Annotated in this window: 12 protein-coding genes; 6 read left to right on the top strand and 6 right to left on the bottom strand. The window is 62.0% G+C overall.

Annotation, left to right across the window (positions count from 1 at the left end; all coding sequences use genetic code 11):
* Positions 1 to 106 precede the first annotated feature (106 nt).
* Positions 107 to 823, top strand: a complete 717-nt coding sequence (locus OIM99_RS17690) for a hypothetical protein (RefSeq protein WP_311851774.1) — start codon at positions 107 to 109, stop codon at positions 821 to 823.
* Here OIM99_RS17690 and OIM99_RS17685 read toward each other — a convergent pair.
* From OIM99_RS17685 to OIM99_RS17675, 3 genes are all read right to left on the bottom strand, one after another.
* A complete protein-coding gene (locus tag OIM99_RS17685; RefSeq protein ID WP_311851773.1) occupies positions 801 to 1862 on the bottom strand; it encodes an extracellular solute-binding protein in 1062 nt (353 codons plus the stop codon). The genes OIM99_RS17690 and OIM99_RS17685 overlap by 23 nt on opposite strands.
* A gap of 50 nt (positions 1863 to 1912) precedes the next feature.
* Positions 1913 to 3670, bottom strand: a complete 1758-nt coding sequence (locus OIM99_RS17680; RefSeq protein WP_311851772.1) for a CocE/NonD family hydrolase — start codon at positions 3668 to 3670, stop codon at positions 1913 to 1915.
* 126 nt (positions 3671 to 3796) lie between these two features.
* A complete protein-coding gene (locus OIM99_RS17675; protein WP_311851771.1) occupies positions 3797 to 4504 on the bottom strand; it encodes an FCD domain-containing protein in 708 nt (235 codons plus the stop codon).
* Positions 4505 to 4549: 45 nt separating this feature from the next.
* Here OIM99_RS17675 and OIM99_RS17670 point away from each other — a divergent pair, with 45 nt between their 5' ends.
* The 3 genes from OIM99_RS17670 (at position 4550) to OIM99_RS17660 (ending at position 8338) form a co-directional block, all read left to right on the top strand.
* Positions 4550 to 5506, top strand: coding sequence for a tripartite tricarboxylate transporter substrate binding protein (locus OIM99_RS17670; protein WP_311851770.1), 957 nt, complete (start codon positions 4550 to 4552; stop codon positions 5504 to 5506).
* A gap of 43 nt (positions 5507 to 5549) precedes the next feature.
* A complete protein-coding gene (locus OIM99_RS17665; protein ID WP_311851769.1) occupies positions 5550 to 6779 on the top strand; it encodes a VOC family protein in 1230 nt (409 codons plus the stop codon).
* Positions 6780 to 6856: 77 nt separating this feature from the next.
* Entirely contained in the window at positions 6857 to 8338 is a 1482-nt protein-coding gene (locus tag OIM99_RS17660; protein ID WP_311851768.1) for an amidohydrolase family protein, read from the top strand.
* Positions 8339 to 8342: 4 nt separating this feature from the next.
* Here the strand turns inward: OIM99_RS17660 and OIM99_RS17655 are convergent, their stop codons facing one another.
* Together OIM99_RS17655 and OIM99_RS17650 are read right to left on the bottom strand one after the other, a co-directional pair.
* Entirely contained in the window at positions 8343 to 9260 is a 918-nt protein-coding gene (locus OIM99_RS17655; protein WP_311851767.1) for a helix-turn-helix transcriptional regulator, read from the bottom strand.
* Positions 9261 to 9864: 604 nt separating this feature from the next.
* Positions 9865 to 10824: a GlxA family transcriptional regulator gene (locus tag OIM99_RS17650; protein WP_311851766.1), complete on the bottom strand. Its 960-nt coding sequence runs from the start codon at positions 10822 to 10824 to the stop codon at positions 9865 to 9867.
* An 80-nt stretch (positions 10825 to 10904) separates the two neighbouring features.
* Between OIM99_RS17650 and OIM99_RS17645 the strand changes: the two genes are divergently transcribed.
* Positions 10905 to 11591, top strand: a complete 687-nt coding sequence (locus OIM99_RS17645; RefSeq protein WP_311851765.1) for a DJ-1/PfpI family protein — start codon at positions 10905 to 10907, stop codon at positions 11589 to 11591.
* A gap of 127 nt (positions 11592 to 11718) precedes the next feature.
* Complete coding sequence (locus OIM99_RS17640) at positions 11719 to 13314, top strand: ABC-F family ATP-binding cassette domain-containing protein (protein ID WP_311851764.1); 1596 nt, start codon at positions 11719 to 11721, stop codon at positions 13312 to 13314.
* Here OIM99_RS17640 and OIM99_RS17635 read toward each other — a convergent pair.
* A complete protein-coding gene (locus tag OIM99_RS17635; protein ID WP_311851763.1) occupies positions 13292 to 13693 on the bottom strand; it encodes a helix-turn-helix domain-containing protein in 402 nt (133 codons plus the stop codon). The genes OIM99_RS17640 and OIM99_RS17635 overlap by 23 nt on opposite strands.
* Between the last annotated feature and the right edge of the window lie 23 nt (positions 13694 to 13716).

Here is a 13716-nt window from a genome sequence, read left to right as displayed (position 1 = left end):
TAGCGTGACGACGATGGCGGCTCGTGCGGGAATTGGCATAGGAACGAGCATTCCAGCCGGATTGCCGGCAAAGATCGCCAACATAGATCGAAGGGAAACGCTCCGCATGACCAGTTCGTCACCGAGACCGCTTTCCGTGCGGCGCGCGGAGGTGGATGTGCCGGCGGTCGTCTGGTCGCCTGCTCAACCGAGCCGGGGCATCATTCTGGCTTGCCATGGTGGCAGCGGCCATAAATGTTCGCCGGCTATTCTGGCGATCGCGCAGGCCTTTCTGAGCCAGGGCTTTTCTGTGTTGGCGATCGACGGGCCGGTTCATGGCGACCGCCGCAGCGATGGCGATCTCAGTCCCGAGACGGCACGAACCAGTTTCCGGGCAGCTTGGCGCGCCGGTCTTGGCCGTCTCGATATGGCGCGCGATATGAGCGCCGCGCTCGATGTGTTGCTCGCCGAGACAGATCATGCCGATCTGCCGATCGGCTATATCGGCGTTTCGATGGGCACGGCCTATGGCCTTCCGTTGCTGGCGGAAGACCGCCGCATCCAGGCCGCGGCCATCGGTCTGTGGGGAACGACCTATCCGGCGAGCGAACATCTTGCGGCTTATGCGCGGCGCATTGAATGTGCGACGTGGTTCACGCAGCAATGGCATGATGAGTTCTTCGATCGGCAGGGCACGGCCGAACTCTTCGATGCCATCGGCGCGGCGGACAAGCGGATGGTGGTCTATCCGGGGCCGCACCGCGAGCTGGAAGGTGAGCGGCTCGCGGATGCGGTGTCGTTTCTGGTTGGACGATTGTCGTCTACTGCACGCCACCCTTATTGACCACAGGGCCGGTATAGGCTTCGAAGCGTTTACGCAGATCAGTGATCAGCGGTTCGTTCGAGACGAACTGATTGTAGTCGAGCGCCGCATTCGCCGATGTCAGCGGTTTGAAGCCGGCGGGCGGCGGCACATCGGTGCGGGCGGAGAAGACGCCGGAACGGCGCTGCTGTTCGGGCTGCATATACCAGTTGAGAAACAGCTTGGCGGCGTTGGGATGCGGCGCATCCTTGAAAATGCCGGCCGTGAGCGTGAAGACGACGATGGGGTCTTCCTGTGGAATGACAAGCTCGATGGGTGCCCCCGTCTGCTTCAGGGAGCCGGCGGTTGAGGTTGTCGCATCGAAAGTCACAGGGCGTTCGCCTGAGGCAACGGTTCGGATGACGCCGAGATGGCCCTGGATGAAGCTCGGTTTATTGGCCATGAAGCGATCCATATAGGACCAGCCATATTTCTGGACGATGGTGTAGAAGACATAGAGCGTCGCGTCATCGTCTGCCGGATAGCAGGTGATGATCTTGCCCGAAAATTCCGGCTTGAGGAAATCCAGCGCCGATTTGGGAACATCGCCGGCGGCCACGGCATTCTTGTTATAGGCATAAGCGATCGCATTGACGCGTGCCGTGGTGAAGGCGCCGTCGGGATCCTTGAAGACCGAGGCGATGTTTTCATGGCCTTCGACCTGGAAATTGAGCAGGAGATTGCGCCTCTTCCAGGCGACGAAATCCTGAGCGGTCTGGAAGAGGGCCATGTCGGCTTCCAGTTTCCCGGCCTTGAGCTGCTGTTCGATCTTCTCGTTCAGCACATTGCTGAAGCCCCCGGTGACGCTGACCTTGATGCCAGGAAACTTCTGTTCGAATTCGGCGACGATGCCTTGATAGGGCGCGACGGGGCCGCCGGTGTAAAGGGTGAGGGCGCCTTCAATCTTCGCTTTCTCGTAAAGGTCGCTGGTCATATCGGCGCTGGCGCTCATCGTGCTGATCGCGACGACGAGGCCGGCAACCGGGAGGATCCCGATTGCCTTGCAAAGTTTGCCCATCATGGTCCCCTCCCAATCGGCCGGCGGCTCTCCCTGAACCGCCGGCAATCGTCTTACTTTTGCGGTGTGGCTTGCGCCGACCGCTCCGCATCCAGAACCGGCACGATGAGCTGCGACGGATAGTCCTTGCTGTGGAAGAACGTGTCCGTGCCGTTTTGCCGGGCGCTGTAAGGATGAGTGAAGATCGCGTCCGTTACCGATGAATCGCCGTTGCTGACTTCAAGGCGCAGACGGCTGCCCTTTTTGAAGAGGTAGGCGGTGGGCATGACGGCGATCTCATATTTGTAGACCTTGCCGGGCTCGATCGGCTGCGGGTTCTCGTGGGTGTAGTAAGGCGCGTTTTCCAGGGATTGCTTGGGATCGATCGCGCGATGGGAGGCGAGCAGCCATCCCTTGGTGACGATCCGGCTGCGCGGTTGCACGCCACGGCCGCGTTCATCATCGGCTTGCGTCGACTGATCGGAGATTTTGACGATGAACTGCGTGTCCGGCTGGGTCGAGGCCGCGTAGAGAACGAGTTTGAGAGGCCCCGTCACCTGCGTGTCGCGATCGAACGGCTGCGTCACGAAGGTCAATACGCGGCGGGCCGGATCGGGACGCCCATCGGGGCCTGGACCGACGACACCGTTTCGCCAGCCGGGATCCGGATAGGTGTAGGCGGTCTTGCCGGCATCGTCTGCGGGATCGGATTTCAGGAGGCCGTCGTTCAGCGACGTCACACTGCCGCTCGGGCCATCCGCCAGATAATAGGTGCGGTAGCTCACGGCTTTCGGCGGCCAGGCATCCGCCGTGTCCATGCGATTGCCGTTGACGACGGCATAGCGAACGGTCGGTTCGCTCTGATAGGCGGTCTGGTGGCCTTTCAGGCACCAATCATAGAACGGCAGCAGATATCTTTCGTGGAATTTGATGCTGGCGAATTCGGCGACGGCCTCGTTCACGTCGGCGCCACCCAGAACCAGAAGTTTCTTGGGGCCGGCGACCCGCTGGAAGCCGAGAATATTGCCGTTGAGGTGCAGGTCGACCTTGCCCCAGACGCCGATCGAATAGACGGGGATTTTGACCCGATGCAGATTCTCCGCCGCTGAGCGCTCGTGCCAGAAGGCATCGTAAGTCGGATGGCGCCGCGTGTTCAGCGAATAGTCCCACGGCACTTCTTTCGCTGGACCGACCTGCGGGCGCTGATTGTAGTTGCGGACCGTGCTCCACCAATATTCCGGATAGGCGCCGGGAATGCCACCCGTATAGGCCGATTGCCGATAGGTATCGATATGTCCGTCGTAAGGGGCGATGCAGGCCAGATGCGGCGGCGTCTGCGTGGCCGCGAACCACTGCGAGCGCGCGTAATAGGATTGGCCGATGCCGCCAACCTTGCCGTTCGACCAGGGCTGTTTGGCGATCCACTCGGTCACTTCATAGAGATCGCGCTGTTCGCGCCGGCTTTGATATTGATATTCGCCGCCAGAGCGGCCAGTGCCGCGTACGTCCATATGCAGATAGGCATAGCCGTGTTGGTTGTAATAGCCGATGGGGCCGAGTTCCTGGATCGGATAGATCGAAACCGCCGGCAAGCCATCATTGTCGAAACGATAGGGCGAAGCGGCGAGCAGGGTGGGCGCGGGGCCTGGGGTTTTCGGCATATAAAGCGCGGCTGAAATGATGGCGCCGTCGCTCATGCGGATTTGCACGATGCGCGCGGGCGAGCGCTCGGGTGCCGGCTCTTTGGGGGACTCTTCAGCGAAGGCAAAAACGGGCACAAGCACCAACAGGCCAATCAAAAATTGGCGCGCATGCGATCCATGAAGACGCATGGTTTCCTCCCTGATTTCAGTTTTGGCTCCTCGATTGTAGCGAGAGGCCTTATGTGCCGCGAGGCTTATTTTACACTTGTGAGTTTAATTTTATAGGCCCGCCTGTGTCGGGTCGCGATGAAACGCCTAAAGCCCTTTTTCCTTCAGATATCTTGCCACATTGGCCGCGGTTTTTTCGATGTGGTCGACGATCAGTGTCCTGGCTTTCGCGGCATCGCGCCGCAACGCGCAGTCAACGAGCGCCTTATGTTCGGCGACCGTATTGCGCGATTTGCTGCGCACGCTGGCTGAGAGGCGGCGATAGCGCTCCGATTGATCGAAATGGTTTTCGCAGGCGCTGATCAGCCGTTCCGATTGGCAGGCTGAGATCAAAGCGATGTGAAAGGTTTTGTGGAGATGCGTCCATCGATCGTCGCGCTGTGCTTCGCCGCGATTGATCTGCCGCTCGACCTTCTCCAACTGATGAAAGGCCGCGACGACACTGGCTTCCCAGGCATCGTCGCCATGTTGGATCGCCAGTTCGAAGGCGGCGGCTTCCTGAATGGTTCGGCAGCGCGTGAGATCGTTCAGATCAGCCGATGTCATGGGCGCGGTGCGGAAGCCGCGCCGATCATCTGATGTCACGAGCCCTTCGGCGACGAGGCGGTTCAACGCTTCGCGCAGCGGGCTGCTCGAAAATTTATGGACCTTCTGAAGCGCATCGATCTTGAGCTTTTCGCCGGGCGAAATCTCGCAAGCGATGATGGACGCACGCAGCGTTTCGTAAGCCTGGGAGGCGAGGGGGCTATTGCGCGTGACGATATCTGATTTGTCCATGGCGCTTGATTTATGCATAAAATTATGTTTCCTGCAAGAAAAGCTTTATGGGGAGGATTATCGTTGAAGCTGAAATTGCAGATCGCCGCCGTGGTGATGGCGCTCGTTTCCGGTGTGGCGAAGGCGGATTATCCGGAGCGTCCGATCACGATCATCGTGCCCTTTGCGGCGGGCGGAACGGCTGATCTGCTGCCGCGTCTCGTTGCCGAAAAATTGCGACCGGCTCTCGGTCAAGCGATCATCATCGAAAACCGGCCGGGGGCCGGCGGCAATCTGGGTGCCGCCCTCGTCGCCAACGCCAAGCCCGACGGCTATACGCTGCTCTGTGCGCCGCAGTTGAACTACAGCGCCGCCGATCTGATCTACAAAACCTTGAATTTCGACCCGCTGAAGCTTGAACCCGTGGCGGTGCTGGCGCGCTATCCCAACGTCATCGTCGCGCGTCGCACGTTCGAGCCGAACACGCTGAGCGAGTTGATCGCTTATGCCAAGAAGTCGCCAGGCAAGCTCACCTATGCGTCACAAGGCATCGGCCAGGTGGGGCATCTGACGTTCGCCCTGTTGGCCAAAACGGCCGGCATCGAGCTGGTGCATGTGCCGTATCGCGGCAGCGCACCGGCAATCACCGATCTCCTCAGCGGACAGGTCGATCTTCTGGCCGACAATCTGCTGCCGACGGCCTCGAATATCGATACGGGCAATTTGAAGCTCATCGCGGTCGGTGGAACGCGCCGCGTCGCTGCCTATCCCAATGTGGCAAGGATTTCGGAAACCATTCCGGGCTTTGTCTCCGATACGTGGATGGCCATCTCCGCGCCGAATGGCACGCCGCCGGAGATTGTCAGCAAATTGTCAAAGCTCATTTCCGAGGCGACCCGCTCGCCGGAGTTCCAGGAGAAGACGGCGAACCTGCAGACCGAGCCGCTGGAGGGAACGCCGGCCGAGATGACGCAGTTGATCAAGACGAGCCGGGATCAATGGGCGCCGATCATCAAGGAGCAGGGCATTCAGTTGGAATGAGACCTGAGCGGCGATCGTACCCCAGGATTTGAAAAGGTGATCCATGCCCGAGGATGTCAAGAGCAAGAGCGAGTTGTTTCCGGTCGGCGGCGTGCTGCTCGAGCGCCCCTATGCGATCCGTCGTCTCGGCCATTTCGGCCTTGATGTCGACGACATCGATCGTTGCGTCGATTTCTATACGCGCATGTTCGGGCTGAAGATTTCGGACCCGATCGATTTCGGCGCCCGCCTGCCTGTTGAAGAACAAGGCAAGCATGGCTCGGGCATCGGCTATTTCATGCGCCATGGCACCGATCATCATTCCTTCGTGCTGTTTCCACGGCGCGTGCGCCGTATCCTGCTCAAGCACATTCCGCCGCATATGACGATCAACCAGATCACCTGGCAGGTCGGCAGCTTGCGTGAGGTGGTCGACGGTTCGAACTGGCTGAAGGGGTCGGGCATCCGCATCGCGCGCTCGGGTCGCGATAATCCCGGCTCCAACTGGCATGCCTATCCGATCGATCCGGAAGGGCACATCAATGAAATCTATTATGGCATCGAGCAGATCGGTTGGGATGGCTTCAGCAAGCCCAAGGGCATGCACCGGCGCGATTATCATGACGTGCCGGCTTTGCCGCACCGTTCCGAATTCGCCGAGGTCGAAGAGGGATTGGCGGCCAAGATCGCCGTTGAGGATGGCCATCGTTTCAAGGAACCGCTGGAGGAGACATACGACGTCGGCGGCATCTTGCTCGGGCGGCCGTTCAAGGTGGCGAAGATCGGGCCGATCCGTATCTTCGTTGAAGACGTGGCGGCCGTCACGGCTTTCTATCGCGAGACGATGGGCTTGCGGCTGACCGAGGAGATCGACTGGAACGGCCATCGCTGCTCTTTCCTGCGCGCCAATACGGAGCATCATTCGCTGGCGATCTATCCGGCGGCCTTGCGCGAGGAATTGGGGTTGAGCGCACACACGTCGTTGTTCTCCTGCGGTTTCCAGCTTGGCGACTACACGCAATTGCGCGCGGCGGTCGATTTCATGCAAGGGCAGGGCGTCACCGTGCGGAAGTTGCCACAGGAGCTTTTCCCCGGCATCGACTACAGTGCCTTCGTCATCGATCCGGACGGGCATGCCATCCAGATCTATCATCACATGGAACAGATCGGCTGGGATGGCCGGCCAAAGCCAACGGATCAGCGTCGTAAGATCGACAACGACAATTGGCCTGAGGTTTTGGCGGCGCAAAGTGATAGTTTCAACGGCGAGGTCTATCTCGGTCCCTGGAACTGAGATGCGCCGCAAGCGTAACGCTTGCGTAGAGCTTGAATGAGGCGCCGTCACGAGCGCCCCGAGCATGGGAGGAAAGGATGAGTGCATTCGATCCGATGCGGCGTGCCATCAGCCGGCGCGCCATGTTGCAACATATGGCGGTGGCTTCGGCCGCTCTTGCCGCTGTTCCAAGCCGCGTTCTGGCACAGGCGCCGGCATCGCCGCCTGCGACAACGGCGCTGCCGGCACGTGGCGAATATCTCATCCGCAACGCCCTCGTGCTGACGATGGATGCCAAGCTCGGCGACCTGCCGAAGGGTGACATTCACGTGCGCGATGGCGCTATCGTCGCGGTCGGCCCGTCTTTGCAGGCCGCAGGCGCCACGGTGATCGATGCCACCAATATGATCGCGCTGCCAGGCCTCATCGATACCCATTGGCATATGTGGGGCTCGGTGGCGCGTAACATGGCGGGCGAGGATTCTAAGACCGGCTATTTCCTGTTCGCGCGCGCGGTGGGCGATGTGTTCACGCCCGAGGACAATGCGCGTGGCGTGCGCCTATCGTTGGCGGAAGCCATCCATTCCGGCATCACCACCGTTCATAACTGGGCGCATAATCTGCCCAGGCCCGAATTTGCCGATGCGGAACTGCAGGCGCATGTCGATTTCGGCGGCCGCGCGCTTTACGGCTACGGCTATGCGGGTGTCGGCATGACCAACCAGCCGATCAATCTCGCCGATCTGCCGCGCGTGCAAAAACAGTGGTTCAGCGATCGGTCGGGCTTGTTGACGCTGGGCATTGCCTCGCGCGGGCCGGAAAGCAATTCGGCTGAAATCTGCAAACGCGAATGGGATACGGCGCGCCAGCTCGGCCTGCGCATCTCGACCCATATCGGCACGGGTATGGCGCGGGTGAAGCAGAGCCAGGGCGTGAAGGCCTTGGCGGAGGCGGGCCTGCTTGGACCGGACGTGATCCTCGTCCACGATACGAATTATCTGCCCGAGGATCTTGAGCCGTTGGCCAAGACCGGCACGCATATTTCGATGAGCCCCTATACGGAGATGCGCACCGGCTTCGGTTTCCCGCCGATCCAGCCGATGCTGGATAAGGGCATCAACATCTGCCTGTCGGTCGATACGACTGTGTTGGCAGGCAATTGCGATATGTTCGCCATCATGAAGGCGATGCAAAATGTCGCCAATGGCGCCAAGCAGAGCGAGTTTGCGCTTTCGCCGCGGCGCGTGTTGGAAATGGCGACGATCGACGGTGCCCGTGCGCTCGGCATCGAGGATCGCGTCGGCACGCTCACGCCGGGCAAGCGGGCCGACATCGTTCTGGTGCGCATGGACGATCTCAACATGGCGCCGTTCACAGATGGCGTGCGCATGATCGTGCAGGCGGCGCAGCCGGCCAATGTGGACACGGTTTTCATCGACGGGCGCATTCTGAAGCGCGGCGGCCGGCTGCAGCATATCGACACGGCGAAGATCATGGCCGATGCGACCGAGACCATGGGCCGCGTGCGTGCCGGCGTCGAGAAAGTGCTGGAACGCAGCGGCGTCAGCGTCGTGCGCTGAGCACCTAGCCGCGTAAAGGCTGCGCGCCACGTAACAGGGCCACGAGCTGGCTCTGCTGATGCGTGCCTGTCTTGCGGAAGATTTGCGAGAGATAGGCGCGCGACGTCGAGAACTGGATGCCCTGTTCCTTTGCGGCGGTCTGGAGCGACTTGCCTGATGTCAATGTCGCGGCGAGACGGGCTTCCGCCGGCGTCAGGTCGAACAGACCCATCAGCAGTTCGGTCGGTGGACCAAGGCCGTTCAGGCGCATTTCAGTGGCGGCAATCAATACATCGGCACGCGTAAAAATATCGCGCGCGGTGCGCCGCAGCGGCAGCAGGTGAACCACCATGGCAGGATGATCCTCGCCCGCCGGAATGGGAATCGAGCGCACGGCCGTATGGGCTTCGTCGGAGAGTTCGGCGAGCGCGGTCTGGAGCAAGGCGTCGGCTTTGCTCGTGGCCAGCGACAGGCCGCCATGGGCGCGCGGAATGAAGAGTTTTGGCAGGCGTTCCAGCAGAGCATTGACGGCGAGCACGCGTCCCCGCGCCGTCAGAACGGCAGCGGGCAGGCCCAGCTTTTCCATCACGTGGACGGTATTCTGTGCCTGCTCCAGTCCCAGGCGTCCGGCAAGCAAGGCGGCACGTCCCAGGTGGGGGCGCAAGGCGTTCATTGCCTCGACCTCTGGTGGCCGATAGGCGATCTTCGTTGCCGCTTTCATATGGATGAACGTCACCACGTCTCCGCCCGGCATCGGGATAACCGCGCAAAGCCCGCTTTCCAGGCCGAACGCGCGCAGGCGAACGCGGATCGGGTCCTGTTGGATTTCATCCTCGGTGAGAAAGTGATCGACCTCCACAAACTCGGCAGGGCGCGCCTCGATCATGCGGTTGGCGCTGTGGCAGGATTTCCACATATCGCCGGTCGTGAATTCGTGGAGCAAAGGCCTCAGATGTTCGACGCACCGACCGCGGTGTTGCCCCGATCAGGTGGATCGAAAGGTCCTGCCGCGCTATTGCCGCTGCCTTGGGCGCTCGCTTCATATCCGATCGCCGTGTTGGCGGCTCCATCGCCGCGTGCGTCAGCGGACCCACCAACGGCCGTATTGCCGGAGATGCCAGCAGCGGACGAAGCGTTTGCGTTGTATCCAAAGGCTGAATTGCTGCCACCCGCGGCTACCGATGCATCAGAATTGACGCCGCATGCGGTTGCGTTTGCAAGGTTTCCGCTGCCATTGGCAAAGCCGGCGGTTGGAGAGCTGCCGTCCGCGCTCAATCCGCAGACGAGTGCCCAGCTTTGAGAAGGAGCGGCAATCCAGAGCGCCGCTGTGGCGGCCGAGAGAAGGGCGGCACGCCGCACGCCACTGTCCGTCAAATGCCTGATGGCGAAGACACCGGCATTCCGAGCACCCTGATTTCCCAACCGCATATGTGATTCCCCAACACAACCGTTCGTCGACCTAAAGCTCGTCGATCGAGCCAAATCGGCTACCGTCATTTGCCAGGGGTGCGGGCAACATTCTGGCGCTGTTGCCGCTCGGTCACATGTCAGAACCGTTCGCGATAGCTCTGCGGGCTGACGCTGAGTTGGCGCAGGAAGCTGCGCCGCATGGTTTCCTCTGACCCAAAGCCGCAGCGCTTCGCCGTCTGCGCGACGCTGGCGCGTTCTTCCAGCATGCGCTGAGCGGCCTCGACGCGGATCTGCTCGATGGCGCGGGCCGGGGTGCGGCCGGTGGCGCTCGCGTAATGGCGGGAGAAGCTGCGCGGGCTCATATGCGCTCGCGAGGCCAAGGTCGGCAGGGAAAGATCGCCGCGCAGGTTCTCGACGATCCAGGCATGCAGGCGGTCGAAGCGGCCGTCGCTCTCCTGCAGCGCCAGGGTGGTGCTGAACTGCGCCTGATCGCCCGGCCGTTTGAGGAAGACGACGAGCTGGCGCGCGACGGCGAGCGCCATGTCGCGGCCGAGATCGTCCTCGATCAGCGCCAGGGCGAGGTCGATGCCGGCCGTAATGCCGGCGGAGGTCCAGATATTGCCGTCGCGGATGAAGATCGGATTGGGATCGAGCTTCACTTGCGGATAAGCGCGGGCGAACTCCGGGCAGCGGCGCCAATGGGTAACGGCGCGGCGGCCGTCGAGCAGGCCGGTCGCGGCCAAGAGAAAGGCGCCGCTGCATACCGAAGCGAGGCGACGCGTCGTGCGGGCGCGCGCCTTGATCCATCGAACCAGATCGATGTCCGTGCAAGCCGTGTTGACGCCTTGTCCGCCCGGCAGCAGCAGCGTGTCGAAAGGTGCCGGGCGGGCGGGCAGGGGCGCCGTTTCCAGCACGAGCCCCGCCGTGGTCCGCACGCGTGGCTCTCGCGCCAACACCAGGGTTTCGTAAGGCCGCTCGCGCGTGGCAGCGCCCGCGATGTCATTGGCGGAGGCAAAAGCCTGCAACGGGCCCGTGATGTCCAGAAGCTGGACATCGGGAAAAGAGAGGATGGCGATACGGCGTGGTGTGTTTGGCATGAAACGAGGGATTTTTGGCAATCTCGCCAAAGCCTGATCGGTTATGATCCGCTCGTCAAGACGCGAAAAAGGAAATTGCGATGACGACCCGGTTCGGAATTCTTGTCTTCCCCAATGTGCAGCAGCTCGATCTGACCGGGCCTTACGAGGTCTTCTCCGCCGTGCGCGACGCCGAGGTGCATCTCATCTGGAAGGATTTGGCACCGCTGCGCTCATCGACAGGACTGATGCTAACTCCGACCGCGACATTGGACGATTGCCCGCCATTGGACGTGCTGTGCGTGCCGGGCGGTGGCGGCGTGAATCCCTTGATGGAAGATGCCGTCGTTCTCGACTTCCTGCGGCGGCGCGCCGGCGAGGTGCGCTATCTGACCTCGGTGTGCACGGGCTCGTTGGTGCTCGGCGCGGCCGGATTGCTCGTGGGTCGCAAGGCGACGAGCCACTGGAACGCCCATGATCTTCTGGCGCATTTCGGCGCGATCCCGACCCAGGGCCGTGTCGTGCGCGATGGATCGTTGATCACCGCCGGTGGCGTGACCAGCGGCATCGATTTCGGCCTCGTCGTGGTGGCGGAATTGTTCGGCCGGGAAGCGGCCGAGTCGATCCAGCTCGCGATGGAATATGCGCCCGCGCCGCCGTTCCAGGCCGGCACACCCGACGAAGCGCCGCCGGCCATCCTCGCGATGACGAAGAGCAAGCTCGCGCCTTCGCGCCAGGCGCGAGAGGAGATCATCGAGCGGGTGGTGCGCAGCCGGGTGGCCTCGTGAGGCCAGCCTTGATCTTGCCACGCTGACCGCTTAGGTAGGCGCCCGTCAACGCAGAGGATGTTCGCAACGATGGATTTCAACCCGACCGCAAAGCCCATTCGCCTTGCCACCGGGGACATCCATATCCATGCCTGCATCTATTTCTCTCTCCCAGCTCACTCTGTGCGCTCCTGACGGGCGCTCCCTTCTTGCCGACTTAGATTTACGTTTCGGATCCGAACGCACGGGTCTCGTCGGACGTAATGGCATCGGCAAGACGACGCTTCTCGCGGTGATCGCCGGCGAGGCGGCACCAAGGTCCGGCGCCGTTTCCGTCAACGGTACGCTGGGGCTGTTTCGTCAGACCGTTCAAACGAATGCCGATGAAGCGCTGGTCGATGTATTTGGCGCGCGGCAGGCGCTTGCGCTGTTGCGCCGGGCGGAACGCGGCGAAGCGACCGTGGACGAACTGGCCGAAGCCGACTGGACGCTTGAAGCCCGCATTGAAGCGGCGCTGGCCCGCGTCGGGCTCGATATGTCGCCTGAGACGCCTTTGACCAAACTGTCGGGCGGGCAGAGTACCCGTGCCGGCCTTGCCGCCTTGATTTTCACGGAGCCCGATTTCCTGCTGCTGGATGAGCCGACCAACAATCTCGATCGGGTGGGACGTCAGACTCTCTACGAATGGCTCAGCGGCTGGCGGGCAGGTGCCATCGTCGTCAGCCATGATCGCGAACTGCTCGACATCATGGATTGCATCGTCGAGCTAACTTCGCTCGGCGCGATGTGCTATGGCGGCAATTGGCGTTTCTACCGCGAACAGAAGGCGCTGCAATTGGCGGCGGCGCAGCACGATCTGGCCGAAGCGGAGAAGCGAGCGGCGGATATCGAACGCAAGGCGCAGATCGCCGTCGAGCGTCAAGCGCGCCGGGATGGCGCGGGGCGCAAGAAAGGCGCGAAGGGTGGGACGCCACGGATCGTTTTGGGTGGCTTGAAAGAGCGTAGCGAGAATAGCGGCGGCAGTGATGCGCGTCTGGCCGATGCGCGCCGCAGCCAGGCCGCGGAGGCGGTCGCGGGGGCGCGCGAACGTCTCGAAGTGTTGCAGCCTTTGTCGGTCGTGTTGCCATCGACTGGTCTGCCGAACAGCAGGGAGGTGCTGCGCCTGGAAGCGGTCGCGGCTGGTTACTTGCCCGGCCATCCCGTCATTCGTGACTTGTCATTCGCCATCACGGGACCGGAGCGCGTCGCCATAACGGGGCCGAACGGCTCCGGAAAGAGCACCTTGCTTGCCCTGGTGACCGGGCAACTCACGCCGCAAGCCGGCACCGTGCAGGTGATGAGCGCCTTCGCCATGCTGGATCAGCGGGTCAGTCTGCTGGATTCATCAGCATCGATCAGGGACAATTTCCGCCGCCTCAATCCGCAGGCTGACGAGAACGCGTGCCGTGCCGCGCTTGCGCGCTTCATGTTCAGGGCTGGTGCCGCGTTGCAGCGCGTGGACGCGCTCAGCGGCGGGCAGGTGTTGCGGGCGGGCTTGGCCTGCGTTCTCGGTGGAGCGAAGCCACCGCCGCTCCTGATCCTCGACGAGCCGACCAATCATCTTGATATCGACTCCCTTGAGGCGATCGAGGCGGGGCTGCGCGCCTATGACGGCGCGCTGCTGGTCGTCAGCCACGACGAGGCTTTTCTGACGGCGATCGGCGTTACGCGGCGCGTGGAGCTTACGGCGACAGCGCCTCGATGATCCGGCATTCGGCGACCGTGCCGGCGTGGCATTGGCTGACGATGCTGTGGAGTTCTCGACGCAGGGCCTGCAAGTCGGCGATCTTGCGGTCGATTTCCGTAAGATGCTCTTGGGCTATCGCGTCGACCGCCTCGCAGGGGCGTTGCCGATCGTCGGACAGATCGAGAAGGGCCCGCACCTGATCGAGCGAGAAGCCGAGATCGCGCGAGCGGCGGATGAAGCTCAGCCGATTCAAATGTTCGGCGCCGTAAGCGCGATAATTGCTCGTCGTGCGTTGTGGCGCGGCCAGGAGGCCGATCCGCTCATAATAGCGAATGGTCTCGACCTTGGTTCCCGTCCGCCGTCCCAACTCGCCGATCGCCAGATTTGTGCCTTTCATGGCCTTGACCCTGTAGTTGCTAC

Origin of the sequence: Methylocella sp. CPCC 101449 (assembly GCF_031921685.1) — a bacterium.
GTDB lineage: Bacteria > Pseudomonadota > Alphaproteobacteria > Rhizobiales > Beijerinckiaceae > Terripilifer.
This window is presented reverse-complemented; position numbering and strand designations above follow the sequence as displayed.